Source organism: Pseudomonas sp. GM49, assembly GCF_000282355.1.
In the GTDB taxonomy this organism is placed as follows: domain Bacteria; phylum Pseudomonadota; class Gammaproteobacteria; order Pseudomonadales; family Pseudomonadaceae; genus Aquipseudomonas.
The window spans coordinates 21589-40589 of sequence record NZ_AKJL01000163.1 but is presented as its reverse complement, the minus strand read 5'-3'; the positions used below and the strand labels follow the sequence as shown (position 1 = coordinate 40589).

At 59.2% G+C, this 19001-nt stretch carries 16 protein-coding genes; 7 read left to right on the top strand and 9 right to left on the bottom strand.

What is annotated here, in order from left to right:
• Positions 1–7: 7 nt before the first annotated feature.
• Together PMI29_RS13820 and PMI29_RS13825 are read right to left on the bottom strand one after the other, a co-directional pair.
• A complete protein-coding gene (locus tag PMI29_RS13820; RefSeq protein ID WP_007998566.1) occupies positions 8–2491 on the bottom strand; it encodes a fimbria/pilus outer membrane usher protein in 2484 nt (827 codons plus the stop codon).
• A gap of 134 nt (positions 2492–2625) precedes the next feature.
• Positions 2626–3360: a fimbria/pilus chaperone family protein gene (locus tag PMI29_RS13825; protein WP_007998563.1), complete on the bottom strand. Its 735-nt coding sequence runs from the start codon at positions 3358–3360 to the stop codon at positions 2626–2628.
• Between the two features lie 458 nt (positions 3361–3818).
• Between PMI29_RS13825 and PMI29_RS13830 the strand changes: the two genes are divergently transcribed.
• The 4 genes from PMI29_RS13830 to PMI29_RS13845 all read left to right on the top strand — a co-directional run bounded on the left by PMI29_RS13830 (position 3819) and on the right by PMI29_RS13845 (position 6421).
• Positions 3819–4445, top strand: coding sequence for a response regulator (locus tag PMI29_RS13830; protein WP_007998561.1), 627 nt, complete (start codon positions 3819–3821; stop codon positions 4443–4445).
• 120 nt (positions 4446–4565) lie between these two features.
• Positions 4566–5036, top strand: a complete 471-nt coding sequence (locus tag PMI29_RS13835; RefSeq protein WP_007998559.1) for a nuclear transport factor 2 family protein — start codon at positions 4566–4568, stop codon at positions 5034–5036.
• 40 nt (positions 5037–5076) lie between these two features.
• The gene (locus tag PMI29_RS13840; protein WP_007998557.1) at positions 5077–5397 is read left to right on the top strand and encodes a GIY-YIG nuclease family protein; all 321 of its coding nucleotides are present in this window, start codon (positions 5077–5079) and stop codon (positions 5395–5397) included.
• An 88-nt stretch (positions 5398–5485) separates the two neighbouring features.
• Entirely contained in the window at positions 5486–6421 is a 936-nt protein-coding gene (locus PMI29_RS13845) for a glutathione S-transferase family protein (RefSeq protein ID WP_007998556.1), read from the top strand.
• Between the two features lie 100 nt (positions 6422–6521).
• Here PMI29_RS13845 and PMI29_RS13850 read toward each other — a convergent pair whose 3' ends face one another.
• Both PMI29_RS13850 and yejK read right to left on the bottom strand, forming a co-directional pair.
• On the bottom strand, positions 6522–6872 hold the full coding sequence (locus PMI29_RS13850; RefSeq protein WP_007998553.1) for a glutaredoxin family protein: 351 nt from the start codon (positions 6870–6872) through the stop codon (positions 6522–6524).
• The gene (yejK, locus tag PMI29_RS13855) at positions 6872–7876 is read right to left on the bottom strand and encodes a nucleoid-associated protein YejK (RefSeq protein ID WP_007998551.1); all 1005 of its coding nucleotides are present in this window, start codon (positions 7874–7876) and stop codon (positions 6872–6874) included. The genes PMI29_RS13850 and yejK overlap by 1 nt, the downstream gene beginning before the upstream one ends.
• A 396-nt stretch (positions 7877–8272) precedes the next feature.
• On the opposite strand from yejK, the gene PMI29_RS13860 reads away from it, so the two are divergent.
• Together PMI29_RS13860 and PMI29_RS13865 are read left to right on the top strand one after the other, a co-directional pair.
• Positions 8273–8554 (top strand): HU family DNA-binding protein, encoded by a 282-nt coding sequence (locus tag PMI29_RS13860; protein ID WP_007905514.1) that lies wholly within the window; start codon positions 8273–8275, stop codon positions 8552–8554.
• A 304-nt stretch (positions 8555–8858) separates the two neighbouring features.
• Positions 8859–9293: a DUF3757 domain-containing protein gene (locus PMI29_RS13865; RefSeq protein ID WP_007998548.1), complete on the top strand. Its 435-nt coding sequence runs from the start codon at positions 8859–8861 to the stop codon at positions 9291–9293.
• 155 nt (positions 9294–9448) lie between these two features.
• Here the strand turns inward: PMI29_RS13865 and rlmF are convergent, their stop codons facing one another.
• From rlmF to PMI29_RS13890, 5 genes are all read right to left on the bottom strand, one after another.
• Entirely contained in the window at positions 9449–10480 is a 1032-nt protein-coding gene (gene rlmF / locus PMI29_RS13870) for a 23S rRNA (adenine(1618)-N(6))-methyltransferase RlmF (protein WP_007998546.1), read from the bottom strand.
• Between the two features lie 245 nt (positions 10481–10725).
• Positions 10726–13572 (bottom strand): valine--tRNA ligase, encoded by a 2847-nt coding sequence (locus PMI29_RS13875; RefSeq protein WP_007998544.1) that lies wholly within the window; start codon positions 13570–13572, stop codon positions 10726–10728.
• Positions 13573–13817: 245 nt separating this feature from the next.
• Complete coding sequence (locus PMI29_RS13880; RefSeq protein ID WP_007998541.1) at positions 13818–15134, bottom strand: MFS transporter; 1317 nt, start codon at positions 15132–15134, stop codon at positions 13818–13820.
• A 220-nt stretch (positions 15135–15354) separates the two neighbouring features.
• Positions 15355–16587 (bottom strand): transporter associated domain-containing protein, encoded by a 1233-nt coding sequence (locus tag PMI29_RS13885; protein ID WP_007998540.1) that lies wholly within the window; start codon positions 16585–16587, stop codon positions 15355–15357.
• A 12-nt stretch (positions 16588–16599) separates the two neighbouring features.
• Positions 16600–17412 carry a cytochrome C assembly family protein gene (locus PMI29_RS13890; protein WP_007998538.1) on the bottom strand — a complete coding sequence of 271 codons (813 nt, stop codon included), beginning with the start codon at positions 17410–17412 and terminating at the stop codon, positions 16600–16602.
• A gap of 210 nt (positions 17413–17622) precedes the next feature.
• Here PMI29_RS13890 and ffh point away from each other — a divergent pair, with 210 nt between their 5' ends.
• Positions 17623–18999 (top strand): signal recognition particle protein, encoded by a 1377-nt coding sequence (gene ffh, locus PMI29_RS13895; RefSeq protein WP_007998535.1) that lies wholly within the window; start codon positions 17623–17625, stop codon positions 18997–18999.
• Positions 19000–19001: the final 2 nt, after the last annotated feature.

Genomic DNA, 19001 nt, shown 5'->3' with positions numbered 1-19001 from the left:
GTCATCCTTAAAGAGTCCGGCACTGGGCGGCGGCGGTCTCGTAATACACCTGGGTATTGGCCTTGGCCGGCAGTTCGAAGCGCAGTTCGCAGCGCTCCAGCCCCGGTGCGGTTATCCACAGCTCGCGGTTGTCGAGGACGTTGGGCAGAAACACCAGTCCACCTTCTTGAGCGAGCGTGACGAACTCACCGTTTGCGGTGCTTACCGTCGCGCCACGGGGCAGAGGGGCACCGTTGTCCGTGGTGACTTTGAGCAAGGCACGACGGGTCAGCGTGATACCGAATTCGACCTTGTCGACGGCCCCGCGCCCCGCGGAAACCACGGCCAGTCCGTTGTTGATATCGAGGTTGCGCGGCAGCGAGCGGGTGTCGACTTCTATCGGGCTGCGACCATAGGCGGCCAGCTGGGGAACCACGGCTCGACCTTGCCAATCGGTCCAGACCGGACCGCTGGGGGTCGAGACTTTGATGGCACTAGCATCACCTACCGAGAGCAGCGCGAAGGTGTCCCGTACGGGGTATGGCGATAACGTCAAGCCGTCGCCGTGCAGCACCATGCCGCCACGCGCGCCAACCTGGTAGCTGGAGCGTTCGGCATCGGAGCGGGTGTAGTTCAAGTCCAATTGGCTGTAACGCGGCAGCAGGGAAACCCCCGCCGAGGACTGCACTTGCTTGTCTCGTGTGTCGTACTCAACGCCGACCCGGTAACCCAACTGATCGTTGACCTGCTCGTTCAGGCCGACACCGCTGCGGTAATCGCCAGCGGAACTGCGCACCCAGGTGCGCGCCCGGCGGTTTTCACCTAGAGGAATACTGAGGCTCAGGTAAACGCTGTCATCGCTGCGCTGTGTACCGCTGACTTGCCTTTGCGCTGTGGCCGAGATGGACACGCCTCTGATGTTGGTGCCCCAGGACGCGAGGGCGCGGCTGCTGCTTTGCCCATCGAATGTCGTTGAGCGGCTGAAGCCACTGCTGAACGCGCCAAGCCCGGGAGTTGACCAGGCCAGTGACAAGCTTTGCTGATCGCGGTAACGCGACTGGCTACGTTCCGATCGAGTGTCAATCACCGCCTCCGACAGTTCGCGATAACCAAAGGTCCGGTGCGAAGTTGCGGCATTGATCGACCACTGTTCACCCAAACGTTGCGAAATATTCAGGTCGGCCTGAAGCCCTCTGTCGGCTTGGCGGGTGCTGGTGTCGGCCATTTGCAGGGTGGTCTGGATCTGCGTGCCGGACCCTGGCAGCAAGCTCAGGCCTGTGCCCGCAGCACGGTAGTCGGCGGCGCCTGTGGCGCCGGTGCTGAGCAGGACATTCGGATTGAGTGCTCCACTCCAGCCGCCGCTGATCACCCATGGTTCGGCGCTTTGTGCCGCGCCGAGACTGCGTACCTGGCCGGCGGCCAACGAAAAGCCGGGAGCCGGCAGGCCAACACCGAGCATGGCGACGGGTACCGTGAAGCGTTGCTCGCTGCCATCCGCTTCCTTGACGGTGACTTCAACATCGGAGCGACTGTTGAGTCGACGTACGTTACTCAGGGAAAACGGTCCGGCCGGCACCACTGTCGAGTGGATCAGCGAACCGTTCTGCCGAATTTCGACCTGAGCCTGGCTCTGGGCAATCCCTTCGATGGGAGTGCTTTGGCCTTCCACCTGCAGGGCCTGCTCGGTCATGACTTGCACGCCGGTGATCTGCGCGCCGGCCAGTACCGGGTTGTAGAGATTGACCTGACCCGCTTGAAGCACCGTCTCATGGCTGGCAAAGGTGCGCTGGGTGTAAGCCGCCAGGTGAGTGGTGCGGGACACATCGTTCTGCCAGGTCTGCACCTGACGACTGCGCACAATCCAGTCTCCGGCATTGAAACCGACTTCGGTATTGGCTGAGAGGTAGCGGTTCGATTGATTGCCGTATTGGCTGTGAAGGCTGTTGACGTCGTAGTTGAGTAACCCGGCGATGCCTCCGGTTTGATAACCCGAGATATCCCGGACTGTCGGACGTATCGCCTGGGTGGGCACTATCAATGACAGTCCGAGGTTGGCTGGATCCTGTTCGATTCGGGACTGCGGCCAGGTGGCGAGCACATCGAAACAGCCTTTGTCGTTGACCGGAATTGAAGGCACGGTCAGGTTTGCCGCATCGAGCAGGGCACGGTCAAAGCACAAGTCGCCTTCCCGATTGAATGTGACGTCCACTCGGCCACGGCGCAGACCATTGACCGTGAGGGTGATCGGATGTCGGCCAGCGGTGAAGCTCGGAGCAGTCAGCAGCAGGGTGGCGAGACTGGGGTCGATACCGCGTTGACTCAGCATTTTCTGGTCAAAGGAGGTCAGCAACGCAGCAGCATTGAGATCTTCGGCATTGGCTTCGAGCCCTATCAGCACGTTGCTCAGCAGTAGCACCATGCCGGTCCGAACCCGCGACAGATAAGGGGACGTGCTGGCCGACCGAATCGCAGGCATGGCTTCGCCATCACGGTATTTCAATACGGTGTTCATGAGGTTCACTTGGGTTATGTCTGGGCGCCGGCTTAATCCGCTACGGCTTCCGTTACGCATGTAGCGACGGCAAAACAGGCCGTCACGTTGAAATGTCTGCGTCTGCTCTTCCCTGTGCGGCGCTATCGGTGGTGTCAGCTCTGGGGCGTGAGCGGTGCGTCATAGGGAGGCACGGCAAAGCCATAGACGGTCGCGGGATGAATTCGAACCTGGGTGGCAGCCTTTGCCGGTACCGAAACACTGATGTGCTCACCAGGCAGCACATAGGTTCGCGGTAGCGTTGCACCGCCCCCGGAAGGCAGCAGTTGTACCGCCTGAGCCAGGCGTACGACATAAGGTGTTTCGTTGCGTACGGTCAGTTGACCATCCAGCAGCGACCATTTCAGGTCGGTCCACGGTGTGCGGTTGGGCGCCAGGCCTGCGGGGTGAAGGATGATCGGCAGGTTCTGGCGCACCGTCACACCCACGCGGGCATGCCCGGCTTCGGGAGCAGATTTGCCTTGGGGGATGCCTTCAAAAATCACCCGCTTCAAACGCTGGGTGAGCAGGGGTTTTTCTGATTGCAGGATGAAGCGCACCAACTGCGTCTTGGCGGCTTCAACGCGTGCCAAGGGTGGCGTCACGAACACCAGTGGCTCGGTGTCTTCGGGAATGTCTTCGATGGTGACGTGTAGCAGTGCCAGGGTGGCGTCGGTGTTGGTCACTGATACAGCGGTTTCCCCATTGGCCTCATTGACGATGACCACGGAGGTATCGGGCACCATGCCGTCGGCGTGGACCTGTGCGGTCCATAACAGAACGCAGGCACCGATGCCCGTATGGGTCAAGCGGCGCACCTGCTGCAAAAACATTGTCTTGAAGTCTCTCATTGAAGTTCCCGGATAAAAGACCGTTGGCTTGGCTCGAAATACAGGCACCGCAGGGATTGCGTGAGCAAGGTCATTGGCGTCTTGTTCATGTATTCGATGGTCAGGCACTGAGTGAGCGCAGTTCTGTACGGGTACGAAGGACTGCTTGGCGGGCCACAACTTAGCGAGCAGGTAAGGCGGGAGGAATGCAACAAATACGAAAAGAGAGAGAGGCGTGTATGAAAGAGTGTTGCGGACTACGTAGCGTTTTCTAACGGGGGAGTCCTTTGGTTGTAGTCCTCCCGCGTAGTCGTCATCGCGCTGCAATGTAGGAACCATCTGTTTGTTAGATGGGCAAAGAGTTAGCCCATTGAATTCATTGAGGGTGCGACGTTGGAGGTTTTTTCGGGGCGTTGTAGAAGGGGTAAGAACGGCGCTATTTTCCGCGCCTTCGCGCCATAAGCAGGAGGTATCCCACAATGCGAGTCGTAATTGCTGACGACCATTCCGTCGTTCGTGTCGGGCTGCGCATACTCATCAACGCTAGCCGACGATGCGTGATCGTCGGCGAGGCCGACAGTGCCGACAGCCTGATGAGTCTGCTATCAAGCACATCCTGCGACCTGCTGATCACTGACTTCTCCATGCCGGGAGGACAGCAGGCCGATGGCTTGAAAATGTTGAGTACGATTCAACGCCATTACCCGGCCTTGCCGATTATTCTGGTGACGATGTTTACCAGTGTGGCGACGGCAAGGGCTGCATTGGCTCAAGGGGTGAAGGCCATCGTTGCCAAAACCGCATCGGCGACGGAGTTGCCGTTGGCAATCAATGCGGTGGAGGAAGGGCGCCGCTACCTCAGCGAGTCCCTGCGCACGTTGCTGGTCAATACCCGCAGTCAGATTCACGAGTCGCCACTGTCAGCCAAGGAACATGAAGTGGTCCGAATGCTCGCCAGTGGCATGACCGTGAGTGAAATCGCCAGTCACTTCAAACGCAGCGTGTCGACCATCAGCAAACAAAAGAACATGGCCATGCACCGGCTGGGTATTTCCACGGACGTTGATCTTTTTTCCTACGCCCGGGACAGCGGAATGTCGTACTGAAATGACGGGAATAGTCATTGCGCTATTTTCGTCATGAATGCCGATAGTGTTCGATGCATTTGCAGACTATCGTGCAGGCAATCTTTCGCAGCCATTATGTAAATCCAGGGGAGCCCGCAATTGAGTGAAGCCCATAGCGCCTTGATCACCCGTTTCTACCAGGCTTTCCAGCGCCTGGATGCCGAAGCCATGGCTTCCTGCTACACCGATGATGTGGTGTTCAGCGACCCGGCGTTCGGTGAGCTTCGCGGTCGTGATGCCAGTGACATGTGGCGCATGCTGACCACTCGGGCCAAGGACTTTTCCCTGACCTTCGATCATGTTCACGCCGACGAGCGCACCGGCGGTGCCCATTGGGTCGCGACCTATCTGTTCAGCCAGACCGGCAACACCGTGGTCAACGATATCCAGGCGCGTTTCATCTTCCGTGACGGCAAGATTTGCGAACATCACGACAGTTTCGATCTATGGACCTGGTCGCGTCAGGCGTTGGGTTTCAAAGGCCTGTTGCTGGGCTGGACGCCGCTGGTGCGCAACGCCGTTCGCGCACAGGCATTGAAGGGCCTGAAGGCATTCCAGGCCAGTCGCTGATAAGATCGCGGCTTGTTTTCCTTCAAGCCCTGATCGTTACGTGACCACCCTCAGCGAAAGCCCGATTGACGCCGAAACACCCGCGAGCAAAACCTGGTTCGTCTACCTCGTTCGCGCGGCCAACGGTTCGCTCTACTGCGGGATCAGCGATGATCCCGTGCGCCGCTTCGCCAAGCATCAAAGCGGCAAGGGCGCACGATTCTTTCTCTCCAGCCCTGCCATGGCTCTGGTCTACACAGAACGCTGTCGCGACAAAAGCGATGCGTTGCGTCAGGAACGGCTGATCAAAAAACTCAAGAAGAGCGCCAAGGAATGCCTGGTGGCGAACGCAGCGAACGCCACCTCAGACTTATCACTCTGACTGATCGGTTCCCATCAGGCAGATCTGTAGGCTGCCAAGTGATTGCGCGCTAAGCTGCTGGCTCCTGATCCTTGCGGCGGAGCCGAGCATGTCCGAGTTGATTCTGCATCATTACCCGACGTCCCCCTTTGCCGAGAAGGCCCGCCTGCTGCTGGGCTTCAAGGGCTTGTCCTGGCGCTCGGTGAAGATTTCACCAGTGATGCCAAAACCGGATCTCACGGCGCTGACCGGTGGCTACCGCAAGACACCGGTGTTGCAGATCGGTGCAGATATTTATTGCGACACGGCATTGATTGCCCGGCGACTGGAACAGGAAAAAGCCTTGCCGGCGTTTTTCCCGGAAGGTCAGGAAATGATCGCCGCGTCGTTTGCAGCTTGGGCCGATTCGGTGGTGTTCCAGCATGCGGTCAGCCTGGTGTTCCAGCCGGAATCGATAGCGGTGCGCTTTGGCAATCTGTCGCCGGAAGCGATCAAGGCGTTTCTGGCCGACCGTGCCGGTTTGTTCAGTGGTGGTAGCGCGACAAAACTGTCCACCGAGCAGGCCAAACATCAGTGGCCAACGTTCATGTCGCGCCTGGAGTTGCAGTTGCAGCGCGAAGAGGGTGATTTCCTGTTCGGTGAACCGTCGATTGCCGACTTTGCCCTGGCGCACTCACTGTGGTTCCTCAAGGCCACGCCGGTCACTGCACCGCTGGTCGATGCTTATCCGGCGGTCAGTGCGTGGCATGCGCGAGTGCTGGGCTTCGGTCACGGTGCATCCAGCGAGATGACGTCCGAGGAGGCGCTGGAGGTGGCGCGCACGTCCACGCCAGCGGCATTGCCCGATGAGCAATTCGTCGATCCGAATGGATTCACGGCGGGGCAGCAGGTGGTGATCGCAGCCACGGACTACGGCGTTGATCCGGTGGCGGGGGAGTTGTTGTTTGCCGGCCGCGAAGAGCTGATTGTACGGCGAGAGGACGAGCGCGGCGGTGTGGTGCATGTGCACTTCCCGCGGTTAGGTTTCCGGATCGAAGCCTGCTGAAAAAAACCTTGTGGGAGCGAGCTTGCTCGCGATGGCGGACTGACATTCAACAAGATTGTTGGCTGCGTTGGCCTCATCGCGAGCAAGCTCGCTCCCACAGTTAATTCAACGCAGCCAGAATCGCATCCGGGTCATACCCGCGAATCAGGGTTCCGTTTACATCGATGATCGGAATTCCTGCGCCACCCAAGGCTTCATAGTCCTTGCGCGCGACGGCATCTTTCTCGATATCGAATTCCTTGTACGGAATACCTTTCTGATCGAGAAAGCGCCGGGTCAGCTTGCAGTAGCCACACCATTCGGTGGCGTAGAGCACGACGTCGGCCTGGGCCTGCGTCTGCGCAGACACCACTTGCGATGGATTGAACACCCGCTCGATCTTGCCCCAGTTCTGATAAACCACGACCACCAGCAGGATCAGCAGGCATTTTTTCAGTACGCCGCCGAGCATCAGTTGCGACGCTTCAGCTGATCGGTGAGCGAAGTGGGCAGGCCCTTGATAATCAACGTGCCGGCTTCTTCGTCGTACTCGATCTTCGAACCCAACAGGTGCGCTTCGAAACTGATCGACAGGCCTTCGGCGCGGCCAGTGAATCGGCGGAACTGGTTCAGGGTGCGTTTATCAGCCGGGATTTCCGGCGAGAGGCCATAGTCCTTGTTGCGGATGTGGTCGTAGAAAGCTTTCGGGCGTTCTTCGTCGATCAGGCCCGACAACTCTTCCAGGCCCATCGGCTCACCAAGTTTGGCCTGGCTGCTGGCGTAATCCACCAGGGTCTTGGTCTTCTCGCGGGCGTCGTCTTCCGGCAGGTCTTCGCTTTCGACGAAATCACTGAAGGCCTTGAGCAGGGTGCGGGTTTCACCTGGGCCGTCGACGCCCTCCTGGCAGCCGATGAAGTCGCGGAAATACTCCGAAACCTTTTTGCCGTTCTTGCCTTTGATGAACGAAATGTACTGCTTGGACTGCTTGTTGTTCTGCCACTCGGACACGTTGATCCGCGCCGCGAGGTGCAACTGGCCCAAATCCAGGTGACGGGAAGGGGTCACGTCCAGTTGATCGGTCACCGCGACGCCTTCGCTGTGGTGCAGCAGGGCGATGGCCAGGTAATCGGTCATGCCTTGCTGGTAGTGCGCGAACAGTACGTGGCCACCGACCGAGAGGTTGGACTCTTCCATCAGCTTTTGCAGATGCTCCACCGCCACTCGGCTGAACGCCGTGAAGTCCTTGCCACCCTCGAAGTATTCCTTCAGCCAGCCGCTGAATGGAAAGGCCCCGGACTCGGGATGAAACAGGCCCCAGGCTTTGCCCTGTTTGGCGTTATAGCTTTCGTTGAGGTCGGCGAGCATGTTCTCGATGGCCGCGGACTCAGCCAGTTCAGAGTCACGAGCGTGGAGAACTGCGGGTGTGCCGTCGGGTTTTTTGTCGATCAGGTGGACGATGCAATGACGGATCGGCATGGGCTTCTCGGCTGAATGAAGAGAGGAGGGCGTGCTCCCCCGAAAAAGCGCTCAGTGTACCGCAACCACTGGTTTTGGCGCGGTGCGAAGGGCAATTGTCGGGCGACCGACGGCGCTTATGCAGTTTTTTACGGTTTTAGCACAATAAAGCTGACCAAATGGGTAGCTAGAGGCGGATATTTCCACGTCTGTGTGCTAGCTTTGCCCGGTCTTGCGCGAAGTCACTGCGTTAAGCGTGCAGTCAGCATTTGTCAGGTCGAACCAAACCCTGATTTCGGTATCTATAACCCCGATCCCGAGGTTATTTGGCCGAGGGTGCCAGATCCAGAAGATCGGGCTCGATAGCTGACATTGCACTCTGCAATCCATATGAATTTGATAGGGAAGGAACACTAAATGGCTCTTACTAAAGACCAACTGATCGCCGACATCGCTGAAGCTATCGACGCGCCGAAAACCACCGCGCGTAACGCTCTGGACCAACTGGGCCAAATCGTTGCCGATCAGCTGGAAAATGGCGGCGAAATCACTCTGCCAGGTATCGGCAAACTGAAAGTGACTGAGCGCCCTGCCCGTACCGGCCGCAACCCTTCGACTGGCGCTGCCATCGAAATCGCTGCCAAGAAAGTGATCAAGCTGGTTGTGGCCAAAGGCCTGACCGACGCTGTCAACAAGTAAGACTTGTTAAAAAAAACCGTGCGCCGGAGCGATCCGGGCACGGTTTTTTTGTGGGCGTTATAACGATTTACGCAAGGTAAATTGTTGGGATAATTCCTTTGTTTGAAAGTAGTTGTTACCTGCGCACCTGACAGGAATAGCTGTTTGCGCTGAATTGAACTTTTCTCTCTGTATAAAGCGAACGCTCCTACAGAACTGATAGTTGAGTGTGCGCCTTGGGTCGGTAGTATCAATAAGGCGTAGCGCTCGGCTTTGCGTAAAAAGCCAAAACCAAATTTCAGTTGCTGGTTACAGGGATGATTTTATGAAAGTTAAACAGTTGTTGATGTGCGTATCGTTTCTGGTGTCCGGTCAGGCTTTGGCAAATGTGACCGAGTACTGCCCAAGCCCTGCTGACATCAAGGAGTTGGCAGCTGGTGCCTATAAAGCCCCGACAGCAAGTGGCGACGGGGAATGGTACGGTGTTTCGCAAGCGGGGCGTGGGCCGGTTGGTGATTTCGAACTGGCGATATTCGCACCTCGCATAACGGCCGAGGGCGGTACTGTCGCCGGTGAAATTCTGCGTTGCGGTTACATGCTGAAGAATGGAGGCGAACTGGATATGAGGTACAAGCGAGAGGGCACTGTCGTAAGTATTGATACCAGTGGGCCATGGGAGGAATGGTATGGTCAGTATTACTGCGATAGCAAAGAGGCGCGAGCCTGTGTGTTCAAAGAGAATGTTCGTGCAAAACGTTAAAACGAAGATATCTAAACTTTCCTGTTATCGAAGTTGCAGGAAAGTTGTCAGGCAGTTGGTGGTTACAGATCTGAGCGTCACTGTTAACCGTTAAGGTTTGTTAAAAGCCGTGTATAGGAGTCATCCGGGCACGGCTTTTTTGTGCGCCTGGCTTTTTACTCGGTTGTAGCCTTCGACCATCGTGCCTGACGCCAGGTCTGTTGCTGCGCTTTGCTCTGGAAAGTCCAGGCGACGAAGCGGCTCTGCTTCTGGCCCTGACCCATTTCCACCACCTGACTGTCCAGCACTCCGGCCTTTTTCAAGGCGGTCTGGATCGCCGGCAGGTTTGACGCCTTTGACACCAGCGTGCTGAACCACAGCACTTGTTGCGCCACTTGCACGCTCTCGCTGACCAGTTGCGTGACGAAACGCACTTCCCCACCCTCACACCACAATTCCGCCGCTTGTCCGCCGAAGTTCAGCACCGGCAGCTTGCGTTTCGGATCGGCTTTACCCAAGGCGCGCCATTTGCGCGTGCTGCCCCGTGTGGCCTCGTCCAGCGATGCGTGGAACGGCGGGTTGCACATCGTCAGGTCGAAACACTCGGCACTTTCCAGCAGGTCTGTGAGGATCTGCTTGGGATTGCTCTGTTGGCGCACCTGAATGGCTTTGTTCAAGCCGTTGGACGCAATGATTGCCTTGGCGGCGGCGATGGCGGTCGCATCGATATCGGAACCGAGAAAATGCCAGCGGTAATCACTGTAACCGATCAGCGGATATACGCAGTTGGCGCCCATACCGATGTCCAGCACCTTCACGGCGGCACCACGGGGGATCACACCGTCATTGCCACTGGCCAGCAGGTCGGCAAGGAAGTGCACGTAATCGGCACGACCTGGCACCGGCGGGCACAGATAGTCGGCCGGAATGTCCCAGTGAGCGATGCCGTAGAACGACTTGAGCAGCGCCCGGTTGAACACCCTCACGGCTTCGGGGCTGGCGAAGTCGATGCTTTCCTTGCCGTACGGATTGATGATCACGAACTTCTTCAGTTCCGGAGCGCTTTTGATCAGCGTCGGAAAGTCGTAGCGACCCTGATGGCGATTGCGCGGGTGCAGGCTGGCCTTCTCGCGGGGTTCCACGGCTTTGGCCGGGGTCGCGGGTGAAGGCTTTTTGCGCGCAGGTTTCGGTGGGCGAGGGGCGGTCATGGCGGTGGTCAATTCGGGTATGGCTGAAAGTGGGGGGCATTGTCCCACATCTGTGGGGCAACACCGACCAAATGTGGGAGCGAGCCTGCTCGCGAATGCGGTGGGTCAGTCGCCATCATCGTTGATTGATACACCGCCATCGCGAGCAGGCTCGCTCCTACAGGGGATGCTCATGAGATGTAAGAAAGTGGCAGGCATAAAAAAGGGAGGCCACTTGGGCCCCCCTTTTTCATTGCTATCTGCCGTTACAGGCTGGCAATCCGCGCATGCTGCTCGGCCAGCTTGCCCAGGGCCTGTTCGGCCTCGGCCAGTTTGGCACGTTCTTTCTCGATGACTTCGGCTGGCGCCTTGTCGACGAAGCCGGCGTTGGACAGCTTGCCGCCGACTCGTTGCACTTCACCTTGCAAACGCTGGATTTCCTTGTCCAGACGCGCCAGTTCCGCACCTTTGTCGATCAAACCGGCCATCGGCACCAGCACTTCCATTTCGCCGACCAGTGCGGTGGCGGACAGAGGCGCTTCTTCGCCAGCAGCCAGTACGGTGATCGATTCGAGGCGCGCCAGTTTCTTCAGCAGGGCTTCGTTTTCGGTCAGGCGACGCTGATCTTCGGCGCTGACGTTCTTCAGGAACAGCGGCAGCGGTTTGCCCGGGCCGATGTTCATTTCGCCACGGATGTTACGGGTGCCGAGCATCAGGCCCTTGAGCCATTCGATGTCGTCTTCGGCGGCCTGATCGATGCGTGTTTCGTTGGCCACTGGCCACGGTTGCAGCATGATCGTCTTGCCTTCGATACCGGCCAGCGGCGCGATGCGCTGCCAGATTTCTTCGGTGATGAACGGCATGAACGGGTGCGCCAGGCGCAGGGCGACTTCCAGTACGCGAACCAGGGTGCGACGGGTGCCGCGCTGGCGCTCGACCGGTGCGTTTTCGTCCCACAGCACAGGCTTGGACAGTTCCAGGTACCAGTCGCAATACTGGTTCCAGATGAACTCGTACAGGGCTTGTGCGGCCAGGTCGAAACGGAACTGGTCAAGCTGGCGGGTCACTTCGGCTTCGGTACGTTGCAGCTGCGAAATGATCCAGCGATCAGCCAGGGACAGTTCATAGGCTTCACCGTTCTGGCCGCAGTCTTCGCCCTTGTCCAGCACGTAGCGCGCTGCGTTCCAGATCTTGTTGCAGAAGTTGCGGTAGCCTTCGACGCGGCCCATGTCGAACTTGATGTCGCGACCGGTGGACGCCAGCGAACAGAAGGTGAAGCGCAGGGCGTCGGTGCCATAGCTGGCGATGCCTTCGGCGAACTCGTCGCGGGTCTGCTTCTCGATCTTCTTCGCCAGTTTCGGCTGCATCAGGCCCGAGGTGCGTTTCTGCACCAGGGTTTCCAGGTCGATGCCGTCGATGATGTCCAGCGGATCAAGGACGTTGCCCTTGGACTTGGACATCTTCTGACCCTGGCCATCACGCACCAGACCGTGAACGTACACCGTCTTGAACGGGACCTGCGGCGTGCCGTCTTCGTTTTTCACCAAATGCATGGTGAGCATGATCATCCGGGCAACCCAGAAGAAAATGATGTCGAAGCCGGTTACCAGGACGTCGGTGGAATGGAACTTCTTCAGGAATTCGGTTTTCTCCGGCCAGCCGAGGGTGGAGAACGTCCACAGGCCCGAGCTGAACCAGGTGTCGAGAACGTCATTGTCCTGTTGCAGTGTCACGTCGGCGCCGAGGTTATGCTTGGCCCGCACTTCGGCTTCGTCGCGACCGACATAGACCTTGCCCGACTCGTCGTACCAGGCCGGAATCCGGTGCCCCCACCACAGCTGACGGCTGATGCACCAGTCCTGGATGTCGCGCATCCACGAGAAGTACATGTTTTCGTACTGTTTCGGCACGAACTGGATACGGCCGTCTTCAACGGCAGCAATCGCAGGCTCGGCCAAAGGCTTGGTGGACACGTACCACTGGTCGGTCAGCCACGGCTCGATGACGGTGCCGGAGCGGTCGCCTTTCGGTACTTTCAAAGCGTGATCGTCAACGCTGACCAACAGACCGGCAGCGTCGAACGCGGCCACGATCTGCTTGCGCGCTTCGAAGCGGTCCAGGCCGGCGTATTCGGCCGGGATCTTGCCGTCGATGGTCTCGTTCAGTGTGCCGTCGAGGTTGAACGCCTGGCACGCTGGAAGAACGGTTGCGTTCTTGTCGAAGATATTCAGCAGCGGCAGGTTGTGGCGCTTGCCGACTTCGTAGTCGTTGAAATCGTGGGCCGGGGTGATTTTCACACAGCCGGTGCCGAATTCAGGGTCGCAGTAATCGTCTGCGATGATCGGGATGCGGCGGCCAACCAGCGGCAGCTCGACAAACTTGCCGATCAGGGCTTTGTAGCGATCATCGTTCGGGTTCACCGCAACGGCGGAGTCGCCGAGCATGGTTTCCGGGCGAGTGGTCGCGACGATCAGGAAATCGTTGCCTTCAGCGGTCTTGGCGCCATCGGCCAGCGGGTACTTCAGGTTCCACAGGAAACCTTTCTCGTCGTGGTTCTCCACTTCAAGGTCGGAAATCGCCGTGTGCAGCTTGGTGTCCCAGTTGACCAGGCGCTTGCCGCGGTAGATCAGGCCGTCTTCGTGCAAACGAACGAACGCTTCTTTTACTGCTTCCGAGAGGCCGTCGTCCATGGTGAAGCGCTCGCGGCTCCAGTCGACGGACGAGCCGAGGCGGCGGATCTGGCGGCTGATGTTGCCACCGGACTCATCCTTCCATTCCCAGACTTTTTCGAGGAATTTTTCGCGGCCCAGGTCGTGGCGGCTCTGGCCCTTGGCTTCGAGCTGGCGCTCTACCAGCATCTGCGTGGCGATACCGGCGTGGTCGGTGCCCGGCTGCCACAGGGTGTTGCGACCCTGCATGCGGCGGAAACGGATCAGGGCGTCCATGATCGCGTTGTTGAAACCGTGACCCATGTGCAGGCTGCCGGTGACGTTCGGCGGCGGGATCATGATGGTGTAGGACTCGCCCGCGCCTTGCGGGGCGAAGTAATTCTCTGACTCCCAGGTGTTGTACCAGGAAGTTTCAATGGCGTGCGGCTGGTAGGTCTTATCCATGCGCGGCGGGACCCTATTGGCATTTATTCAGGAAAAGCCGGGAAGTATAGCGGGGATGTGCCGATGCGCGTAGAGCGAGGTGACAATGGGTGGGGGAAAAGTTGTGGTTGGTATTTTGTCTGGGGGGGCCCCTTCGTCGGAACGCCGCCCGGACCAAGCCCGCTCCCACAGGATCAGTGTCGATCACAAAATAGTGGTTCGACAAAAGACCTGTGGGAGCGTGGCTTGCCCGCGATAGCGGTCTATCAGGCAACCTGATTCAAATCGTTATGCCGCGTTTCCTTCAGGCACAGCACTGCAATCAAACTCAGCACCGCCGCCCCGGACACATACCCGCCGACGTAACTCAAACCACCCATCGCCACCAGTTTCTGTGCGAAGAACGGCGCCGCGGAGGCGCCGACGATACCGCCCAGGTTGTAGGCCGCCGAGGCGCCGGTGTAGCGCACATGGGTGGGGAACAACTCCGGCAGCAGCGCACCCATGGGCGCAAACGTCACGCCCATCAGGAACAGTTCGATGCCCAGGAATAGCGCCACGCCCCAGGTCGAGCCTTGAGTCAGCAACGGCTCCATCAGGAAACCGGACAGGATCGCCAACACGCCACCGACGATCAGCACCGGTTTACGCCCATAACGGTCACAGGCCCAGGCCGACAGCGGGGTGGCGGCCGCCATGAACAGCACGGCGAAGCACAACAGGCCGAGGAAGGTTTCGCGGCTGTAGCCAAGCGTTGTCACGCCGTAACTCAGGGAAAACACGGTGGAGATATAAAACAGCGCGTAGCACACGACCATCGCGCCGGCTCCCAGCAATACGGGCACCCAGTATTGGCCGAACAGCTCGAACAGCGGGATCTTCACCCGTTCCTGACGCGCCACGGCGTTGGCGAACACCGGGGTTTCATGCAGCTTGAGGCGCACGTACAGGCCGACCAACACCAGCGCGGCGCTGAGCAGGAATGGAATACGCCAGCCCCATGAACGGAATTGTTCATCGTCCAGCACCACGGCCAATGTCAGGAACAGGCCGTTGGCCGCCAGAAAGCCAATGGACGGACCCAACTGCGGGAACATGCCGAACCACGCGCGTTTGCCTTTCGGCGCGTTTTCCGTGGCCAGCAATGCCGCACCACCCCATTCGCCGCCCAACCCCAGGCCTTGGCCGAAGCGCAGGACGCAAAGCAGGATCGGTGCCCAGGCGCCAATGCTGTCGTAACCCGGCAGAACGCCGATCAGCGTGGTGCACACGCCCATCAGCAGTAGCGAGGCGACCAGGGTCGATTTGCGACCGATACGGTCGCCGAAGTGGCCGAAAAGGGCCGAACCCAAGGGGCGTGCAAGGAAGGCGATGCCGAACGTGAGAAACGCCGAAAGCATCTGGGCGGTGCCGGATGTCTGTGGAAAGAACACCGGGCCGATCACCAGCGCAGCGGCGGTGGCATAGACGTAGAAGTCGTAGAACTCGATGGCGGTACCGATGAAGCTCGCGGTGGCCACGCGGGTGGCGGAGTTCGTCGGTTGCGCAGGTGTAGAGTCGCTGTAAGTCGTGCTGGTCGTCATGCGGTTATCCCTGACAGTCATGTGCTCCAGTGGAGCGAATTATTATGGTCGAGAACCCAGGGATGTGGGCTTAACGCAGAGTGCGGGTGGCACAGGGTGTGGCGGGGCTTGGGTAAGCGGTTCGATTATAGGAAGGTGGCTAACGATCAAACAAGTGGCTTGGGGGCTGGCATTTGTGGCAAGGGAGCAAGCTCCCTCGCCACAGACAATTACCTCGATCCTAGATAACCACAGGCATCGAGCTGGTCTGCCAGATCAATACTCGCGTGACACGGTTGTCTTCGGTCTCGAGAATTTCCAGGCGATACCGACCGATCCTCAGGCACACCGCGCTTTCGGGAATGGTTTCCAGTGCCTCGGTGACCAGGCCGTTCAGGGTTTTCGGGCCATCGCTGGGCAGGTGCCAGCCGAGGCTCTTGTTCAGCTCGCGAATGGACGCGGCGCCGTCGATCACCAGGCGTCCGTCGGCTTGGGGATGAATGTGCGGGTTGTCCAGGCTGTGCTGGCTTTCGAACTCGCCGACGATTTCTTCGAGAATGTCTTCCAGTGTGACGATGCCCAGCACTTCGCCGTATTCGTCGACCACCATGCCCAGGCGCCGCTGCTGCTTGTGGAAGTTGAGCAGTTGCAGCTGCAACGGGGTACTTTCCGGCACGAAATACGGCTCGTGACTGGCCGCCAGCAACGCTTCCCTGGTCAGGCTCGCATCAGGCAGCAAGTGAAGGATGTGTCGGGTGTTGAGGACGGCTTCGACCTGGTTGATATCACTGTGGAACACCGGCAGGCGAGTGCGTTTGTTGTGGCGCAATTGTTCGATGATTTCTTCGAGGGAGTCATCGAGATTGATGCCGTCCACATCACTGCGCGGTACCAGGATGTCATTGACCGTGATGTTGTCCAGCGCGTGGATGCCTGACAGCGGGTGAGGGCGGCTTACGGTTTCCGGCGTGTCCTGCCGCTCCGTCAGTGTTTCGTCCTCACTTCGTTGCACTACTTTGGCTTTACGGGCGAACGGTCGCATCAGCAACTGACTGATGCTGTTGAGCAGCCATGCCGCGGGATAGATGATTTTCAGCGGCACGCGCAGCAGATTGTTGCCTTGGGCCAGGATCGCATCCGGATAGCGGACGGCGAGGGCGCGTGGCAAGTAGTCGGAAAACACCAGCAATATGGCGCCCGCCCCAAGGCAAGCGACCCACGGACCGTTTTCGGTCCAGGTGAAAATGGCCAGCAAGGTGCTGATGACCACCACGAGTGCGCGGCAGAGGGTGTTGCAAAAAATCAGGCTGGCCAGGGGGAAGCTGAGTTTCGCCACCGGTTTGTCGCTGGAACGCGTCGCGGTGCGCTGGGCCAGCAAATACTGGTGCGCCGCTTCGATGGCGGTAAACAGCCCCGACCATAAAATCAGCAGGGTCACTACCGCGAGCATCGGCCCTATGGGCAAGTCGTCCATTAATGCCGCCCGTCAGATATGCAGGATGTATTCACGAACCAGTTTGCTGCCGAAATACGCCAGCATCAGCAGGCAAAAGCCGGCCAGGGTCCAGCGAATGGCCTTGTGCCCGCGCCAGCCGAGGCGATTGCGGCCCCAAAGCAGCACGCTGAAAACGATCCAGGCCAGGCAGGCCAGCAGGGTTTTGTGCACCAGGTGCTGGGCGAACAGGTTTTCGACGAACAGCCAGCCGGAAATCAGCGACAGCGACAACAGCGTCCAGCCGGCCCAGAGGAAACCAAACAGCAGGCTTTCCATGGTTTGCAGCGGCGGGAAGTTCTTGATCAGCCCGGATGGGTGCTTGTGCTTGAGTTGGTGGTCTTGAACCAGCAGCAGCAAGGCCTGGAACACCGCGATGGTGAACATGCCGTAGGCAAGGATCGAGAGCAGTATGTGGGCGAGGATGCCCGGCTCCTCATCGATGACCTGTACCGTGCCGGCGGGGGCAAAATGCGCCAGCATCACGGTCAAGGCCCCAAGCGGGAACAGCAGGACCAGCAGGTTCTCTACCGGTATCCGCGAGCAGGCCAGCAGGGTCAGCGCGATGACCGCCACGGCAATCAGGCTCGCGGCACTGAAGAAGTCCAGGGCCAGGCCGGTCGGGGTCAGCAGGTGGGTGAGCAGGCTGACGCTGTGGGCCAATACGGCGAGCACGCCGAGCATGACTAGCAGGCGTTTGTTGACCTTGGCGCCGGACGCCAGGCGAGTGCCCTGGTAAATGGTCGCAGCGGCATACAAGCAGGCGGCGGCGAGGGTAGTTAGCAAGCTGGGTGACAAGGGGAGCATAAATCCTGTTAGGCAAGCCCGAAAGTCGCTGAGTTTGGCATAGAACCCACACCACACGAAAGACCGCGCAACCCGACAGCGAGGTGTCCGCCAGCCACAGTCTTCGCTATAATCCGCGACCTGCCCACGCCGCAGGCTCGCCGAGCACACATTTAGTCCGGTCCGGGCCGCCATTATCCCGGTCTACACAGGGCCTGAAAGGATCGCGCAATGTTTGAAAACTTAACCGACCGTCTCTCGCAGACGCTGCGCCATGTCACCGGCAAGGCCAAGCTGACTGAAGACAACATCAAAGACACCTTGCGTGAAGTGCGCATGGCGTTGCTCGAAGCCGACGTCGCCCTGCCGGTGGTCAAGGACTTCGTCAATTCGGTCAAGGAACGCGCCGTTGGCACCGAGGTGTCGCGCAGCCTGACGCCGGGCCAGGCCTTCGTGAAGATCGTCCAGGCCGAACTCGAAAGCCTGATGGGCGCGGCCAACGAAGACCTGAACCTGAGCGCCGTTCCGCCAGCGGTCATCCTGATGGCCGGTTTGCAGGGCGCCGGTAAGACCACCACCGCCGGCAAGCTCGCGCGCTTCCTTAAAGAGCGCAAGAAGAAGTCGGTCATGGTCGTGTCCGCCGACGTTTACCGTCCAGCGGCGATCAAGCAGCTGGAAACCCTGGCCAACGACATCGGCGTGACGTTCTTCCCGTCGGATCTGAGCCAGAAGCCGGTCGACATCGCCAACGCGGCTATTAAGGAAGCAAAACTCAAATTCATCGACGTGGTCATCGTCGATACCGCCGGTCGTCTGCACATCGACGAAGAGATGATGGGCGAGATCAAGGCGCTGCATGCCGCGATCAACCCGATCGAAACCCTGTTCGTGGTCGATGCCATGACCGGCCAGGACGCCGCCAACACGGCCAAGGCCTTCGGCGATGCATTGCCGCTGACTGGTGTGATCCTGACCAAGGTCGACGGTGACGCCCGTGGCGGTGCCGCGCTGTCGGTGCGTGCCATCACCGGCAAGCCGATCAAGTTCATCGGTATGGGCGAGAAGAGCGAAGCGCTCGATCCGTTCCATCCCGAGCGTATCGCCTCGCGCATCCTCGGCATGGGCGACGTGCTCAGCCTGATCGAGCAGGCGGAAGCGACGCTCGACAAGGACAAAGCCGACAAGCTTGCTAAAAAGTTGAAGAAGGGCAAGGGCTTCGACCTCGAAGACTTCCGCGATCAGCTGCAACAGATGAAAAACATGGGCGGCCTCGGCGGGCTCATGGACAAGCTGCCGAACATGGGCGGCGTGAACCTGGCGCAGATGGGCAGCGCCCAGGGCGCGGCAGAAAAGCAATTCAAGCAGATGGAAGCCATCATCAACTCCATGACCCCGGCCGAGCGCCGCGACCCTGAGATGATCAGCGGTTCGCGCAAGCGCCGGATCGCCATGGGTTCCGGCACCCAGGTGCAGGACATCGGCCGCTTGATCAAGCAGCACAAGCAGATGCAGAAAATGATGAAGAAGTTCTCGGCGAAAGGCGGAATGGCCAAGATGATGCGCGGCATGGGCGGTATGTTGCCCGGCGGCGGCATGCCAAAGCTCTAAAG